The following is a 16122-nucleotide window of genomic DNA, read 5'->3' on the forward strand; positions in this document are numbered from 1 at the left end:
GTGGCACCGTGCGCTCGATCGCTGTGGGCACCACGTAGTCGACCGCCCCGTCCCGCGCCGTCAGCGGAACCCGACCGCCACGCCGAAGCCGCCCTGCCAGTCGGGCGCATCCCCACCGACGCCACGTAACATCGACAGGTCGAACTGCACCTGGGGCTGCGGACGCCACGTCAGGCCACTGCCGACCACCGTGCCGGCCTGCGACCCACCGCCGACGCCGGCCTCGACATAGCCGGCGAGCGTGCCGGCCTCGAACAGGTCCAGGCTCGGCGCGACCTGCCAGCCGCTGCCGTCGTCGTCGTGCTGATAGCCGGCAAACAGCGCGTAGCCGCGCCCGCCTTCGGTCTCGCCCTCAACCGACGCGCCGAGGCTGCGCAGGTGGGTGTCAGGACGCAGCCCACGCGATCCGGTCGCCAGGCCGTAACGCGCCAGCAGCGCCCAATCGAGCGCGCCGGCGCTGGGCAATGCCCATTTCAGGCCGACGCTGCTGTCGCCGGCCCCTTCGGCCACGTGCCGTGCACCGCCGGCCTCGCGCGTCGACGTGCGCTGCCACGGCGTCGCCGACAGTTGCACCTCCAGCGATGCGCCCAGCCCCACGCGCAGCGCACTGCCCGCAGTTGCCTCGGTGGTGCGCACGCCGTCATTGCGATCGCGCTCGAGATCGGGCAGGCCCTGCTCCCAGGCCACCTGCCCGGGCGCAAGCACCGATGCGGAGAACCCGATCCCCGGCCGGTCGAATGCGATCTCCTGCGCACAAGCGGCGCCGACCGGCAGCACAGCGAGGCACAGCCCGAGAGCGCGCATGGTCACCAGACCAGGTCGTCGGGGACTTGGTACTGGGGATCGCTATAAGGGTCGTCGCCCGGCGGAGCGGACGGGTCCACTTTCAGCGCGACCGCCTGTGCGAAGATCGTCTCGGCCTCGGCCAGCACCGCTGCGGTGACCAGCAGGTACCGGCCGTTGACCTGCACCACACCGAGCTCGCCGGCATTGAGCGCGCGCAGTTGTTCGGCATCGACATGGATGCGCTTGATCTTGCCGCCGTACTCGAAATGCCGGGCGATGTCGGCATCGGCGCGGTTGAGCGCCTTGTCCTTGACGAACGCTTCAAGCTTGGCGCGTGCCTCGCGGCGCAGCCGCGCCTCTTCCTGCCGCTGGCGTTCGGCCTCGATGCGCTCGTCCTTCTCGCGCTGGGCGCGGATCGCATAGGCCTTGGCCAGGTCGATGTCCTCGCGCGGCGGGCGCGGCTTGCGCGGGCCTTGCGCATCGCGTCGGCCGGGCGGACGCGACGGTCCGTCCTGGCGCGCGCCGTCGGCGCGCTTGCCGCCACCGCGGCGCTCATCCGGACGTCCCCGGCGCTCGTCGCGACGCGGTGATGGCTTGGCCGGTTTGGCCGGCGCCTTGAAGCCCAGACCGAGCAACTGGTCGCGCAGGGTATCGCTCATGGAGGAAGGACCTCGCCGGGAACAGGAACAGAAACAGAAACAGGTACGGTGAACACGCTGGACAACGCAACAGCGGCGGCGGATGCCGACCGGGCAGACAGGCCCGACACTGGGCTTTCGATCATGCGAACACGTCAGTAATGCGGCGGGGGCGGCTCCTGCCCCGGGTCCGGAAACTGCACCGTGCGCGCCTGGCGCAGGTCGTCCATGACCCGGCGCAGCAGGCCGGTCTGGGCCACGAGCTCGAGCCGTGCAGCGGTCAGCGCGTCGTTGAGCTCGGAGATCGTGTGCTCCTGGAACGCCAGCCGCGTCTCGAGCTCGGTCACCCGCTGCTCGAGCGCCGCATGGGCGTCGGCATCGATGAGGGCAGCGGTCATCGCGCGGCATCCCCACCGTCGCGACGCGGCGATGCGCGCCGCGACGGTGCGTGGATCACTTGACGATGTCCTGCAGCTCGACCTCGAAGACCAGTGCCTGGTTCGGGCCGATCGGGCCGGTGCCCATCTCGCCATAGCCCAGCTTGGCCGGGATCCACAGCTCGTACTTGCTGCCGACCGGCATCAACTGCAGGCCTTCCTGCCAGCCCGGGACCACCTGGCCGAGCGCGAACTGCGCCGGCTCGCCACGGTCGTAGGAGCTGTCGAAGGTCTCGCCGTTGAGCAGCGTGCCCTTGTAGTGCACGCGCACGGTGTCGTTGGGACCGGGCTTGGCACCGGTGCCCTGGGTGACGACGCGGTACTGCAGACCCGAGGCCGTGGTCTGCACGCCTTCGCGCTTGGCGTTCTCGGCGAAGAACTTCTCGGCCTCGGCGGCGTTGGTCTTGGCCTTCTCCTGCATCTCGGCGAGCTGCTTGGCCTGCATACGTTCACCGAAGGACTGCATCACCTTCATCGCCTGCTCGTCGCTGATCTCGATGGCCTTGTCGTCGAGCGTCTCGGCGATCGCGCGCTGCAGGGTCTTGAGGTCGATCTCGTCCTTGACCTGCTTGAGCGACTCGCCCATCTGGTTGCCGATGATGTAGCTCACCTGCTCACGCTCGGTCTTGAGGCCGGCGATCTCGGTGCCGCTGGCCGCTTCGCCGCCGGCATTGGCGGTGCCCTGGACCGGTTTGCCGGTCTCCTTGTCGATCGGCTTGCAGGCGATCATCGCCAGCGGCAGCACGGCCACCAGGCCGACGAGGGCGATACGCGATGTGGTCTTCATCTTGGGAAGGACTCCAGGGAAAAAGGATTGCGGAATTGCGCGTGAGCGGCAGCGTGGCGCCGCGGGAATGGAAACGCGATCAGAGAATGTCGATCAGTTCGACGTCGAACACCAGCGTGGCGTTGGGCGGAATGTTGGGCGGGCTGCCCTTGGGACCGTAGGCCAGGTCTCCCGGGATCCAGAACCGGTACTTGCCGCCGATCGGCATCAGCTGCAGACCCTCGGTCCAGCCGGCAATGACCTGGTCCAGGCCGAACACCGCAGGCGCACCGCGTCCATAGGAACTGTCGAACTCGGTACCGTCGAGCAGCGTGCCGCGGTAATGCACGCGGACACGATCGCCCGCGCGCGGGCGCGGCCCCTGTCCTTGCCGCTCGACGCTGTACTGGATGCCCGATGCGGTGGCGAACACACCCGGCTTGCCGCGATTGCCGGCCATGAACTCCGCACCGGCGCGGCGATTGGACTCGGCGGCGTTGGCGGCCCGCGCCTGGGTGCGGCCGGCCATCGCTTCGCGGATCTGCGCGATACGCGCCTCGTCGAGCGTCGGCGGCCGGCCGGCGATGGTGTCGGCGACCGCACGCACCAGCGGCGCGACCTCGATCTCGCCCTTGAGCGGCGCGAGCGATCGGGCGATATCCACGGCCACCATCTGGCTCACCTTGGTCGTGTCGACCGCAGGCGGCTCGCTGCCCGGCGGCAGGCCCGGTACCGGACGGCCGCTGCGCGCGGCGATGCGCTGCCCCAGCGCCACGCCAAGCTGACGGGTCTCCTCGGGCGACAGCGACGGCGGCTTACCGTCGAGCGCGCTCGCAAGCGCCTGCTCGAAGGCGCGCATGTCCAGATCCGCGCCCACCTGGCCCAACGAGCGGCCGACATCCAGGCCGACCACATAACTGGTCTGCGCGCGATCGGCAGACGGCTCGGCGGCGCCGGCCTGGGCACCGACGGCGATCAGCAGCGCCACGACACCGGCGCGCATCAGATTGGACATCCGTAGGGTCTCCTGCCCGGTCTGGGCGATGCAGCCGATTATTGTCGCGGCCAGCGCGGCGCGGAGCAATCGCGACCGGCCGCGACTTAGATGCGCTTCAGCGCGCGGATGGGCGCGGCGCCTGCAGCGCGCGCTCGATGGCGGCGACGATCTGCGGATCGTCAGGCTTGGTCCGACTGCCCCATTGCGCCAGCACCCGGCCATCGCGCCCGACCAGATACTTGTGGAAGTTCCACTGCGGCGCCTGCCCGGTCGCCGTCGCCAACTGCCGGTACAGCGGCACCGCGTCCGGCCCGACCACGTGCACCTTCTGGAACATCGGGAACTTCACCCCGTAGGTCAGTGTGCAGAACTCCTGGATCGCCTGCTCGTCCTCGAACTCCTGTTCCTTGAAATCGCCCGACGGAAAGCCCAACACCGCAAACCCCTGCGCGCGATACCGCGCATGCAGGCCTTCGAGCGCCTCGAACTGCGGTGTGAAGCCGCACTTGCTGGCGGTGTTGACGATCAGCAGCACATCGCCGCCGTAGGTTCGCCGCAGGTCGACCGGCTCGCGTCCGGCCAACGGACGGAAGCTGTGACCGAGCACGTCGGACGCGCCCGGCGCCGATTGTGCGATCGCCATCGAGATGGCCAGCAGGCCCGCCGCACAGGTCGCCAGGATCAGGGGCAGGTGGATCTTCCGCATCGCGCACTCCTATGAAGGCGCCGGCCTTCGTATGCCATCAGTTGGGTGGACGTCCGCGCCGCGAGGCATTGACACCCCCTGCCGTGGTGTTATAGTTGCCTACAACACCTACCCACCAGAGCAGGACGGTCCCATGACCCGCAGGCTCCAGATCCCGATCATCGCATGTGGCGTTTCCGCTGCGGCCCTGTGCGCCGCGCTGCTGGCCACCGTCCCCTCGCTGTCGGCTGACCGCGATGCCACCGCCGTCGCAAGCGGACTTCAGGTGGCGACCACGACCGCCGCCCGCGACGTCGCCATCGGCGATGCCGAACCGCAGGACGCGGCGCCGCGCAGCCGCAGCCGGCGTGGCCGCAGCGCGATCGCGATGCCCTACTTCTCATTCGCCCGGGGCACCGGTGGGAGAGGCTGACATGGCCAATATCGAATGGAGCGACGGCGCCCCGATCTACCGGCAACTCAAGGAGCGGGTGATCGCGATGATGCTCGACGGCGTGCTCAAGCCCGGCGACGCGCTGCCCTCGGTGCGCCAAGTCGCCGCCGAATACCAGCTCAACCCGATCACCGTCTCGCGCGCCTATCAGGAACTGGCCGACGAGGCGCTGGTCGAGAAGCGCCGCGGCCTGGGCATGTTCGTGACCGAGGAAGCCTCCCGCAAGCTGCGCACCAGCGAGCGCGAGCGGTTCCTGCACGAGGAATGGCCGCTGGTCGTGGAACGGATCGAACGCCTGGGGCTGTCGGCCCGGGATCTGCTGCAATCCATCGGCAATGGAGCCAATGCATGAACGCCGTGCTCGACGCCCCGGTCATCTCCGCGCGCAACCTCGACAAGACCTACAAGGGCACACGCGCCCTGGCCGGCGCCACTTTCCAGATTCCCGCCGGCCGCATCGTCGGCCTGATCGGCCCCAACGGTGCCGGCAAGACCACCGCGCTCAAGGCGCTCCTCGGCCTGATCCGCTGTGATGGCGACCTGTCGGTGCTGGGCCGCGACCCGCGCCGCGAGCGCGACGCCCTGATGAACGATGTGTGCTTCATCGCCGACGTCGCGGTGCTGCCGCGCTGGATGCGGGTCCGCGATGCGATCGACTTCGTCGAGGGCGTGCACCCACGTTTCGATCGCGCGCGCTGCGAGCGCTTCCTGGCCAACACGAAACTGCGCCCCAAACAACGCGTGCGCGAAATGTCCAAGGGCATGATCGTGCAGTTGCACTTGGCGCTGGTGATGGCGATCGACGCCCGGCTGCTGGTGCTCGACGAGCCCACACTCGGCCTGGACATCCTCTACCGCAAGCAGTTCTACCAGCGCCTGTTGGAGGACTACTTCGACGAACAGAAGACCATCGTCGTCACCACTCACCAGGTCGAGGAGATCGAACACATCCTCACCGACGTGCTGTTCATCCGCGACGGCCGGATCGTGCTCGACGCGCCGATGGACGATGTCGCCGAACGCTTCGTCGAGGTCCTGGTCGAGGCCGACCAGCTCGAGGCCGCCCGCGCCCATCGCCCGATCGACGAGCGCGCCCTGCCATTCGGCAAGACCGTGATGCTGTTCGACAACGTGCCCGTCGCCGCCCTGGCGGCCTATGGCGAGACCCGCACGCCCGGTCTGGCGGATCTGTTCGTGGCCACGATGAAGGGAGCCTACGCATGAATGCCACCGTCGAAACCGTCACCGCGCCCGCACCTGCGCGCACGCCGCCCCATGCCACGCACCGGTTCCGGCTGCTGCTGCGCCGCGAATACTGGGAGCACCGCGGCGGCATGCTGTGGGCGCCGCTGATCGCAGGCGGTCTGTCGCTGCTGCTGTCGGTGGGTCTGCTGATCACGATGATCTTCGTCGCGCGCCGCCAGATCGCCAACGGCTCGCGGATCGAATACGAGGGCGTCACCATCAACGGACTGGACCTGGGCACACTGGTCAGCCAGCTCAACGGCGACGATCTGCGCGGACTCGCCGATGGCCTCTACGCCACGCTGCTGATGTCGGCCGCTTGGCCGTACATGGTGATGATCTTCGTCGCGTTCTTCTATTGTCTGGGCGCGCTCTACGATGAACGTCGCGACCGCAGCGTGTTGTTCTGGAAGTCGTTGCCGGTGTCGGACACCGCGACCGTGCTGTCGAAGGTCGTGACCGCCGCCTTGGTGATCCCGGCAATCTCGACCGCGATCGCCATCGTCGTGATGCTGCTGTTCCTGACCGCGCTGAGCGTGGCCGCGGCAGCGCATGGCGCCAATCCGCTGCCGCTGCTGTGGGGCAACGGCATGGCCTTCCTGCTTGCCGCGCAGTTGGTCGCCGCGATCCCGGTCTACGCCGCGTGGGCGCTGCCGACCATCGGCTGGCTGCTGCTGTGCTCGGCCTGGGCGCGCAGCAAGCCGTTCCTGTGGGCGGTGCTGCTGCCGCTGGCCGTCGGCGCCGCCGCGTCGATGACCGGACTGCTGCAGGTGGTGGGCCTGGACCGCCACTGGCTGTGGGGCAACGTGATCGCACGGCTGCTGCTGGGCACCGTCCCGCTGACGGGCGCGGACCTGTCGTATCTGCAGCAAGCCGCGGACGGCGGCGAGCAGATCAGCAACCTGCTGAGCGTGACTGGGGTCTACACGAACTTCGCCACGCCCTCGATGTGGATCGGCATCGTGGCCGGCGTGCTGATGATCGCGCTGGCGATCCGGTTGCGCCGCTGGCGCGAGGAAGGCTGAGCCCGCGCTTCGAAACCCGCCATCACGACCGCAAGGAGCATCCGTTATGAAGTCTGCCGCCTTCTCCATCATCGCCGCGCTCGCCCTGGGCCTGTCGCCGGTCGCCTGGTCGGCACCACCGCAGGAAGGGGTGCGCAACGAAGTGCGCCGCGAACTCGCCGACGCGCGGCAGGAGATCCGCACCGAGCTCGCCAATGCCCGCGCCGAGCTTGAGACCGAAAACCTCGATGTCAGCGAGAGCTTGCAGTTCGGGCGCGACGGGCGCCGCAAGCGCGATCGCGACGCCAAGCTGCCGAGCGCCGCGATCACCCCGCGCGGCGACTTCCTGGTCGATGGCCGCGCCGTCGCCCTCGACGCCAATCAACGCCAGCAACTGCTCGCCTACCGCGGCCTGGTCATCGAGATCGCACGCGCCGGCATCGACCTGGGCGAGGTGACGGCACTGGCGGCCGTCGACGCCGTGGATCGGGGCGCGTTCCGGCTCATGCTCAGTGCCATGACCGGCAGCCTGGAGCGGCGCATCGAGCGGACCGTGCGCCAGACCGTCGAGCCGGGCGCCTTGCAGATCTGTGCGCGCATGCCGGCGCTGCACGCGGCCGAACAGCAACTGGCGACCGACCTGCCGGCGTTCCGTCCCTACGCACGGCTGGAGGCACGAGAGGCCGACGCCTGCCGCGACGAGGTGCGGCGCAGCTTCGCATCACGCTGATCATCCTGGGAACGCTGCGGTGGATGCCGCAACGTCCCCGCCCCTCCCATCACCCGCGCTGTCACTCGACCACGGCTCCGGGCCAGCCCAAGGATCCTTGATGATGAAGTCGCCTTCCGCTCCCCGTGCGTCTGCCTTCGCCTTCATTGCGGCCATGCTTGCCGCGCCGCTGGGCGCGCAGGCCGACGACGCGCCGCAGTGCCGCCACAGCGAGCCGCGCGAGGCGGCGATGGACTTCGACGGGGTCCGCATCGTCCGTTTCGAGATCGGTCATCACACCTTGCGCGTCGAGGGCGCCGCACAGCCGGACGCGCACCTGCGCGGCCGCGCCTGCGCCTCGAATGCCTCGGCACTGGCGTCGTTGACGGTCGATGTCAGCCGCGCCGGCGAGGTGCTGACGGTGAAGCTCGGGCGCGCCTCCGCGGTCGGCGTGTTCGGCCCGCGCTATGCCTACCTCGATGTGTCGGGCCAGGTGCCGGCCGACGTGCTGGTGCAGGTCATCGCCGGTTCCGGCGAGGCCTGGGTGACCGGCGTCGCGGCAGCCAGCGCGGACGTCGGCTCGGGCGATGCCGAACTGCGGCGCATCGCCGGCCGCGCGACGGTCAAGACCGGCTCGGGCGACATCGTGGTTGAGGACGCGGGCGAACTGAAACTGCTCTCGGTGGGCTCGGGCGATGTGAGCGCGCAAGGGATTCGCCAGGATGTCGAGGTCGGCAGCGTCGGTTCGGGCGATGTCGAGTTGCGCCGCATTGGTGGCGACATCCGCATCGGCAGCATCGGCTCGGGCGACGTCGAGATCCGCGACGCGTCGGGCAGCGTGCGCGTCGATTCGATCGGCTCGGGCGACCTGGATGCGCAACGCGTCGCCGGCGACCTGACCGTGTCGTCAAAGGGCAGTGGCGACGTCGTGGTGCGCGAGGTGCGCGGCACGGTCGATCTTCCGCGCAAGCGCTGACCCGCTGCCCTCGCCCATTCCAGGAGCCGGACCATGACCCGTTCCCTTCGCTCGAACGCGCTTTCCTTGGGGCTGCTGCTCGCCTGCACCGCGGTACTTCCAGGCTGCGGCCGCGACGCAGCCCCCGCAACAGATCGGACCGCGACCGACGCGACCACGGCGGACACGGCCGACAACGGCTTCATCGCACGCACCACGCGGCGCGCACTCGACACAGCCCGCGCCGAACTGGCCGAGGGCAACATCGGTATCGGCGGCAAGGGCAGCGGGGGCGTCGATATCAACGGGGTCCGCGTCGGCGACAAGGACGGGCGGACCGCGCACCTGCCCAGGGCCGAGATCAGCCCGGCGGGCGACCTGTTGATCGCAGGCAAGCCTGTGGCCATCGACGCGGCCCAGCGCGAACTGCTGCTGGCGCACCGCGCCCATATCCTGGCGATCGCCGATGCCGGCATCGCGATCGGCATGCAGGGGGCGCGGCTCGGTGCGGACGCCGCCAAGGGCGCCATCACCAGCGTGCTATCGGGCAAGTCCGATGCCTTCGAGGCGCGCATGGAGGCAGAAGGCGCACGCATCGAGGCCGAGGCGCGCAAGCTCTGCGATCTGCTGCCGCCGTTGCTCCAATCCCAGCAGACGCTGGCGAGCGCCCTGCCGGCGTTCCAGCCCTACGCCACGATGACCGCCGCCGACATCGACGACTGCCGCAAGGACGTCGAAGACCACCACGGCGCGGCGGTGGAGGCCGCAGCCGGCGAGACGACCCCGTAGTAGTTGTGGTTCGGGTCACCGAGCCGATCCAAGGAAGGCGCGTCCCATGCATCCCGATATCCACCACCGCCTCGATGCGATCGAGCATCGCCATCGTCTCGCCGTACTCGGGCTGGGTGCCGTCTGCCTGCTGCTGGCGAGTGCCTGCATCGCCCTCTGGCTGCGGTCATCGACAACCGAGTTTCCGGACCGCTTGCGGCTGCGCGAACTGGTGGTCGTCGATCCGACGGGCGTCGAGCGCGTGCGCGTGTCCGGCGACCTGCCCGACGCCCTGATCGACGGCAAGCGCGTCGATCGCGGTAGCGCCGCGGCCGGCGTCATGCTTTACGACCGCAGCGGCCAGGAACGCGGCGGGTATGTGACCTGGGACGACGGCGATAATGTCGGCCTGACGCTCGACGGCCGCCAACGCCAGAGCGCACTGTTCGTTGCGGGGCCCGACGGCGCCGCCGCGCTACAGATCTGGCACGACGGCCGGATGCTGGACCTGCGCGCGGATGCCGACGGCGCGCGCTTGAGCCAGTCGGTCGATGGGCGGGTGCAGTTGCAACTGCCGGAGGTCGCTGCATTGTCGGCATCGACCTGCACGCTGTTTCGCGGCGGCCTGGCCGAGGAAGTGCCCGGCGGCCTGCCGCCGGAGCAGGTGCGCGGCATTTGCGAGAGCCGTTTCAGCGAGACGGCCTGCACCGCGTGTCTGGGGCGCGACGACGCCCCCAGGTAGCGCGAACCGCCCCATTGGAAGGCGCGTCTACGACGCGGCCGTGCCCCCACCCGACGCGCTGCACGCGTCGACCTCCCCCGCGTTGCGGGGGAGGTGATCGCCTCCGCGACGGAGGCGATCGCCGCCTGCGGGCGAGTGATCGCTGACCGTGCCGGACTACCCGCCGCCGCCCGCGCCCTCGTGGATGCCGCCTCGGGTCAGCGCGGCCGGATCGAGCAAGGCCCGCAGGTCGGTGGCCGACAGCCCGCTGTCCTCCAGCGCGACATCGAGCACCGGCCGTTCTTCCCTGTAGGCGCGCTTGGCGATCGCCGCCGCTTTCTCGTAGCCGATGATCGGATTGAGCGCGGTCACCAGGATCGGGTTGCGCGCCAGCGCGGCATCGACATTGTCGCGGCGGACCTTGAGGCCGGCGATCGCCTGGTCGGCCAGCAGCCGCGACACGTTGGCCAACAACTGGATGGACTCGAGCAGGTTGGCCGCGATCAGCGGCAGCGCGACGTTGAGCTGGAAGTTGCCGGTCTGCCCGGCCACCGTGATCGCGGTGTGGTGACCCATGACCTGGGCGGCGGCCATGACCGTCGCCTCGGGGATCACCGGATTCACCTTGCCCGGCATGATCGAACTGCCCGGCTGCAGCGCCGGCAGCTCGATCTCGCCCAGGCCGCCGAGCGGGCCGGAATTCATCCAGCGCAGGTCGTTGGCGATCTTGATCAGGGCGACGGCCAGCGCATTGAGCTGACCCGACAGTTCCACCGCATCGTCCTGGGCGGCGATGCCCTCGAACTTGTCGTCGGCCGATTCGAACCGGGTCCGGGTCAGGGTCGACAGCGCGCGCGCGACCTTGCGACCGAACTGCGGATGGGCGTTGATGCCGGTGCCGATCGCGGTGCCGCCGATCGGCAGCCGACGCAACCGCTTGAGGGTGTCGTCGAGCCGCGCCTGGGCGGAGGCCAGCTGCGAGGCCCAGGCGCCGAACTCCTGGCCGAAGGTCAGCGGCATCGCATCCATCAGGTGCGTGCGCCCGGTTTTGACCACCGTCCGCAGCGACTTGGCGCGGCGCTCGATCGTGCGCCGCAGGTGCTTGAGCGCCGGCTGCAGATCTTCGACCACCGCCAGTTGCGCCGAGACCCGGATCGCGGTCGGCACCACATCATTGGAACTCTGGCCGAGGTTGACGTGGTCGTTGGGATGCACCGGACGACCGGCCCGCGAGGCCAGCGTCGCGATGACCTCATTGGCATTCATGTTCGACGAAGTGCCCGACCCGGTCTGGTAGACATCGATCGGGAAGTGCGCGTCGTGCGCCCCGTCGGCGACCTCGAGCGCGGCGGCGCGGATCGCTTTGCCCAGCCGGCCCGGCAGCAGATCCAGGCCGGTGTTGACGTCGGCGGCGGCGGCCTTGATCAAGCCCAGCGCGCGGATGAAGCCGCGCGGCATCGGCCAGCCCGAGACCGGGAAGTTCTGCACCGCGCGCTGGGTCTGGGCGCCCCACAGGGCGTCGGCGGGGACCTGCAGGTCGCCCATGCTGTCGTGTTCGATCCGGAACGCCGGGGCGTTCGCTGACGTGCTCATTCGTTCGGCTCCTTGGAGGGGAAGGGTCCGGCTGGCGTGGTCGCTGGCGGATGGGACGGTCCTGCGCAGGATACGCGAGCGCCATGCAGGCTAAAATGACGGCTCGTCCCGCCGCGCCCCCGCCCAATGACCGACTCCCGCACCGCCGACGCCGCCCTGCTCGCCCTGTCCCCGCTCGATGGCCGCTATGCCGGCAAGGTCGATGCGTTGCGGCCGATCTTCTCCGAGTACGGCCTGATCCGGGCGCGCGTGCGGGTCGAGATCGAGTGGCTGATCGCGCTGGGCGACGAGCCGGGCATCGCCGAGCTGCCGGCGTTCGACGCCGGCGCGCGCGCGACGCTGCACGCGCTGGCCGAGGACTTCTCGGTGGCCGATGCCGCACGCGTGAAGGAGATCGAGCGCACCACCAACCACGACGTCAAGGCGGTGGAGTACTTCATCAAGGAGCGGCTCAAGGACGATGCGGCGCTGGCGCCGGCACTGGAGTTCGTGCATTTCGCCTGCACCAGCGAGGACATCAACAACCTCGCCTACGCGCTGATGCTCAGCAAGGCACGTCAGCACGTGCTGCTGCCCACACTCGACCGGCTGATCGCGACGCTGCGTGACATGGCGCATGCGCACGCGGCGCTGCCGCTGCTCTCGCGCACCCACGGCCAGACCGCCTCGCCAAGCACCGTCGGCAAGGAACTGGCGAACGTCGTCGCCCGGCTGCAGCGCCAAGGCGAGCAGCTCGCGGCGGTGCCGCTGACCGGCAAGATCAACGGCGCGGTCGGCAACTACAACGCGCACGTCGCCGCCTATCCGGAAATCGACTGGCCGGCGTTCTCGCGTCGCTTCGTCGAGTCCCTGGGGCTCGAGTTCAACCCCTACACCACCCAGATCGAGCCGCACGACTGCATCGCCGAGATCGCCGACGCGAGCCGCCGCATGGGTACGATCGGCATCGACCTGTGCCGCGACGTATGGGGTTACATTTCGCTGGGCTATTTCAAGCAGGCGCTCAAGGACGGTGAGATCGGCAGCTCGACGATGCCGCACAAGGTCAACCCGATCGACTTCGAGAACGCCGAGGGCAATTTCGGCATCGCCAATGCGCTGTTCGAGCATTTTGCCGCGAAGCTGCCGATCAGCCGCTGGCAGCGCGACCTCACCGATTCGACCGTGCTGCGCGCGCTGGGCACCGCATTCGGCCACACCCAGATCGCGCTCGACGCCCTGCTGCGCGGATTGGGCAAGCTCAGCGCCAATCCCGAGCGCCTGGCGCAGGACCTGGACGCGGCGTGGGAAGTGCTGGCCGAGGCCGTGCAGACGGTCATGCGCCGTCACGGCCTGCCCAACCCCTACGAACAGCTCAAGGCGCTGACCCGCGGCCAGGGCATCACCGCCGCGTCGATGCGCGCCTTCGTCGACGGCCTCGACCTGCCCGAAGCCGACAAGGCCCGGTTGCGCGCGCTGACGCCCGGCGCCTACACCGGCCTGGCCGAGCACCTCGCCCGCGCGATCTGACCTTGCGCGCGGCGCGCGCCTGGCGGCGCGACGCCACCTGCACGCACCGCAGCGCAGGCTGCGGTCATCCAGCCCCTACCCAGGCTTTCCTATGCGCCGCTCCGTGCCCCGCCCGGCCGCCATCCTCGTCCTCCCGATCGTCGCCGCGGCCCTGGTCGCCTGTGGCGGCCCTGCCGACGAGGCGCCTTCGGGAACAGTCGAGGACGCGCCGACGGCCGCGTCGGGAACCTTGCGCAATCCGGCCAGCGGTGCCATGTGCGGCGGGCAGGACGTGCAGGTGAGCCGCGACGACTTCGAGATCGTGCTCGACGGGGCCTGCGGCAACGTCGTGGTGACTGCCTCCCGGGGCGCGATCAATGTCGACCATGCGACCTCGATCCGGGTCGAGGGCGACCATGTCACCGTGCTCAATCGCCACGTCGGCGATGTCGTGGTGACCGGCAGCGACAACACGCTCAACCTCACCGAGGCCGGCAACGTGCAGATCGGCGGCGACCGCAACACCGTACTCGCACGCAATGTCGCCTCGGTCGAATTCGAGGGCGCCGGCAATACCGTCAACCCGAGCAACACCCCCGACGTGCACGACGACGGCCAGGACAACCGCGTGCTGTAGCTGCTGCGCGCCGCGCGGGCCCAGCATCGGCACGCCGCTGTCTGCCCGAAAGTGCCCGCCGCGTCCATGCGCGCACGCAATGCGCGGCCCCGGCCGATCACGTACGCTTGCGCGCATGAAAGCCCTCCCCTTCGAGATCGATGCCGGCCGCCACGGCCCGCTCGGCATGCCCCCTGCCCGCTTCCTGCGCGACTACTGGCACAAGCGCCCGTTGCTGATCCGCAACGCCTTCCCCGGATTCGAATCCCCGCTGCAGCCCGAGGACCTGGCCGGGCTGGCCTGCGAGGAACTGGCGCTGTCGCGCCTGATCCGCCACGACCGTGCTAACGACGGCTGGCAGGTCGAGACCGGCCCGTTCGACGAGGCGATCTTCCCGGGCCTGGGCGACCGCGACTGGACGCTGCTGGTCCAGGACGTGGACAAGTGGGACGCCGATGTCGCCGCACTGCTGCCGCACTTCTCGTTTCTGCCGCGCTGGCGCATCGACGACATCATGGTCAGCTTCGCCGCGACCGGCGGCTCGGTCGGCGCGCACGTCGACCACTACGACGTGTTCCTGCTGCAGGGCCTGGGCCATCGCCGCTGGATGATCGACGCCTCGTACGCGCTTGGCCGCGGGCTGCCGTCGCAGGACTTCCGCGACGATGTCGAACTGAAGCTGCTGCGCGAGTTCACACCGACCCACGACTGGGTGCTCGGCCCCGGCGACATGCTCTACCTGCCGCCGATGGTGCCGCATCACGGCGTGGCCGAGGACGCCTGCCTGACGCTGTCGGTGGGCATGCGAGCACCGTCGGCCGCCGAACTGATGGGCGACTACATCGACACACTGGCCGCCGAGGCCGACGACGCGGTGCGCTACCACGACGAGACGCTGACGCTACCCAAGGACCCCAACGAGATCGACGCGGCGACGATGGTCCGCGTGGTCGAGGCGCTTAACGCCATCCGTATGCGCGATCCCGACCAGTTGGGCGACTGGTTCGGCCGCTTCATGACCGGCTACCGCAACGCCCACCAGGTGGTCGCTGGGCAAGCGCCGCCGCCGTCCGACGAGGTCGACGCGCTGCTTGCCGGTGGCCGGGCGGTGCTGCTGCGCAATCCGTTCTCGCGCGCCGCCTGGCGCCGTGCCGCGCGCGGTGCGCGACTGTTCGTCTCGGGCAGCGAGTTCGCGTTGCCGGTCCGTGACGCACAGCGTCTGGCCGCTGCGACCCGCCTCGATGCCGCCGGTCACGCGGCCTTGTCGCCGGCGGGACGCGCCGCGGTCTATGCCCTGCTCGAGCAGGGCCACTACACGCTGGCCCGTCCCGAGGACGTGTGAGCGTGCCGGCGTCGTTCCAGGTCTTCCCGATCGCGAACGACGCCGACAGGGCCGCCGCGCAGGCGCTACGCGAGCAGGTCTTCGTGCGGGAACAAGGTGTGCCGGCCGCGCTGGAGCGCGATGCGCTCGATGCGCAGTGCTGGCACGTGCTGGCGGTCGACCCTGATGGCACGGCGGTGGGCACTGGGCGGCTGACCCCGGACGGCCGGATCGGCCGGCTGGCGGTGCGCGCCGACCGACGCGGCCGCGGCATCGGCGATGCCCTGCTGCGGACGCTGCTGGAGATGGCGCAGGCCGAGGGGCTGACCCGCACCCATCTGCATGCCCAGTTGCACGCGATGGACCTGTACGCGCGTCATGGGTTTGTCGCCGACGGGCCGCCGGTATTCGAGGCGGGCATCGAACATCGTAAGATGCATCGGCACGCGCAGGCCGCCTTCGCGATCGAGGACCTGGCGACCGCGGTCGCCGCCAGCGTGACGGTGGTCCTGTCCGCACGTCGCGGCCTGTGGCTGCGCAGCCACGATCTCGATCCCGGCCTCTATGACCACCCCGAGGTGCTGCGCGCGCTGCAGCGGTTTGCGACCGCTGGCCGTGGCGGCATCGCGCGCATCCTGCTGCAGGATGCAGCCGCGCTGCGGACCGGTCCTCCGCCTCTGGTCGCGCTGGCGCAGCGACTGCCCAGCGCGTTCGCGATCCGCGAGGTCGACACCGCGCCGGACCGCAGCTTCGCCGGTGCCTGGCTGGTCAACGACGCCGGCGGCTTCGTCGTCCGTCCACTTGCGCACCGAATCCAGGGGGAAGCGGCGACCACGCTGCCTGGCCGCGCGCGTCGACTGGTCCAAGCATTCGAGACGGTGTGGGAGCGTTCACGTCCGGCGACCGAGTTGCGCGCGCTCGGCCTCTGATCCCGGACCC

19 protein-coding genes are annotated in these 16122 nt (G+C 69.8%); 12 read left to right on the forward strand and 7 right to left on the reverse strand.

Annotated elements, in window-relative coordinates:
- Positions 1-60 precede the first annotated feature (60 nt).
- From WAF18_RS12890 to WAF18_RS12915, 6 genes are all read right to left on the reverse strand, one after another.
- A complete protein-coding gene (locus WAF18_RS12890; RefSeq protein ID WP_337245470.1) occupies positions 61-810 on the reverse strand; it encodes a transporter in 750 nt (249 codons plus the stop codon).
- Positions 807-1445 (reverse strand): DUF2058 family protein, encoded by a 639-nt coding sequence (locus WAF18_RS12895; RefSeq protein WP_337245471.1) that lies wholly within the window; start codon positions 1443-1445, stop codon positions 807-809. The genes WAF18_RS12890 and WAF18_RS12895 overlap by 4 nt, the downstream gene beginning before the upstream one ends.
- Before the next feature lie 134 nt (positions 1446-1579).
- On the reverse strand, positions 1580-1822 hold the full coding sequence (locus WAF18_RS12900; RefSeq protein WP_183426370.1) for a SlyX family protein: 243 nt from the start codon (positions 1820-1822) through the stop codon (positions 1580-1582).
- A 55-nt stretch (positions 1823-1877) separates the two neighbouring features.
- A complete protein-coding gene (locus WAF18_RS12905; RefSeq protein WP_337245472.1) occupies positions 1878-2648 on the reverse strand; it encodes an FKBP-type peptidyl-prolyl cis-trans isomerase in 771 nt (256 codons plus the stop codon).
- Between the two features lie 79 nt (positions 2649-2727).
- On the reverse strand, positions 2728-3642 hold the full coding sequence (locus tag WAF18_RS12910; protein ID WP_337245473.1) for an FKBP-type peptidyl-prolyl cis-trans isomerase: 915 nt from the start codon (positions 3640-3642) through the stop codon (positions 2728-2730).
- A gap of 97 nt (positions 3643-3739) precedes the next feature.
- Entirely contained in the window at positions 3740-4267 is a 528-nt protein-coding gene (locus WAF18_RS12915; RefSeq protein WP_337245534.1) for a glutathione peroxidase, read from the reverse strand.
- A 196-nt stretch (positions 4268-4463) separates the two neighbouring features.
- On the opposite strand from WAF18_RS12915, the gene WAF18_RS12920 reads away from it, so the two are divergent.
- The 8 genes from WAF18_RS12920 (at position 4464) to WAF18_RS12955 (ending at position 10186) form a co-directional block, all read left to right on the forward strand.
- A complete protein-coding gene (locus tag WAF18_RS12920; protein ID WP_337245474.1) occupies positions 4464-4742 on the forward strand; it encodes a hypothetical protein in 279 nt (92 codons plus the stop codon).
- Position 4743: 1 nt separating this feature from the next.
- On the forward strand, positions 4744-5115 hold the full coding sequence (locus WAF18_RS12925) for a GntR family transcriptional regulator (protein WP_183426373.1): 372 nt from the start codon (positions 4744-4746) through the stop codon (positions 5113-5115).
- Positions 5112-5987, forward strand: coding sequence for an ABC transporter ATP-binding protein (locus tag WAF18_RS12930; RefSeq protein WP_337245475.1), 876 nt, complete (start codon positions 5112-5114; stop codon positions 5985-5987). The genes WAF18_RS12925 and WAF18_RS12930 overlap by 4 nt, the downstream gene beginning before the upstream one ends.
- Positions 5984-7033: a hypothetical protein gene (locus WAF18_RS12935; RefSeq protein ID WP_337245476.1), complete on the forward strand. Its 1050-nt coding sequence runs from the start codon at positions 5984-5986 to the stop codon at positions 7031-7033. Before WAF18_RS12930 ends, WAF18_RS12935 begins: the two co-directional genes overlap by 4 nt.
- A 46-nt stretch (positions 7034-7079) precedes the next feature.
- Complete coding sequence (locus tag WAF18_RS12940) at positions 7080-7742, forward strand: hypothetical protein (protein ID WP_337245477.1); 663 nt, start codon at positions 7080-7082, stop codon at positions 7740-7742.
- Between the two features lie 103 nt (positions 7743-7845).
- Positions 7846-8697: a DUF2807 domain-containing protein gene (locus WAF18_RS12945; protein WP_337245478.1), complete on the forward strand. Its 852-nt coding sequence runs from the start codon at positions 7846-7848 to the stop codon at positions 8695-8697.
- A gap of 33 nt (positions 8698-8730) precedes the next feature.
- Entirely contained in the window at positions 8731-9465 is a 735-nt protein-coding gene (locus WAF18_RS12950; RefSeq protein ID WP_337245479.1) for a hypothetical protein, read from the forward strand.
- A 46-nt stretch (positions 9466-9511) separates the two neighbouring features.
- Positions 9512-10186 carry a hypothetical protein gene (locus tag WAF18_RS12955; protein ID WP_337245480.1) on the forward strand — a complete coding sequence of 225 codons (675 nt, stop codon included), beginning with the start codon at positions 9512-9514 and terminating at the stop codon, positions 10184-10186.
- A 156-nt stretch (positions 10187-10342) separates the two neighbouring features.
- Here WAF18_RS12955 and WAF18_RS12960 read toward each other — a convergent pair whose 3' ends face one another.
- A complete protein-coding gene (locus WAF18_RS12960) occupies positions 10343-11758 on the reverse strand; it encodes a class II fumarate hydratase (protein WP_337245481.1) in 1416 nt (471 codons plus the stop codon).
- 126 nt (positions 11759-11884) lie between these two features.
- Between WAF18_RS12960 and purB the strand changes: the two genes are divergently transcribed.
- The 4 genes from purB (at position 11885) to WAF18_RS12980 (ending at position 16112) form a co-directional block, all read left to right on the forward strand.
- Positions 11885-13267 (forward strand): adenylosuccinate lyase, encoded by a 1383-nt coding sequence (gene purB, locus WAF18_RS12965; protein WP_337245482.1) that lies wholly within the window; start codon positions 11885-11887, stop codon positions 13265-13267.
- Positions 13268-13358: 91 nt separating this feature from the next.
- On the forward strand, positions 13359-13883 hold the full coding sequence (locus tag WAF18_RS12970; RefSeq protein WP_337245483.1) for a DUF3060 domain-containing protein: 525 nt from the start codon (positions 13359-13361) through the stop codon (positions 13881-13883).
- A gap of 115 nt (positions 13884-13998) precedes the next feature.
- On the forward strand, positions 13999-15204 hold the full coding sequence (locus WAF18_RS12975) for a cupin domain-containing protein (protein WP_337245484.1): 1206 nt from the start codon (positions 13999-14001) through the stop codon (positions 15202-15204).
- 2 nt (positions 15205-15206) lie between these two features.
- Complete coding sequence (locus WAF18_RS12980) at positions 15207-16112, forward strand: GNAT family N-acetyltransferase (RefSeq protein ID WP_337245485.1); 906 nt, start codon at positions 15207-15209, stop codon at positions 16110-16112.
- Positions 16113-16122: the final 10 nt, after the last annotated feature.

The organism is Luteimonas sp. gir (genome assembly GCF_037198055.1).
GTDB lineage: Bacteria > Pseudomonadota > Gammaproteobacteria > Xanthomonadales > Xanthomonadaceae > Luteimonas > Luteimonas citri_A.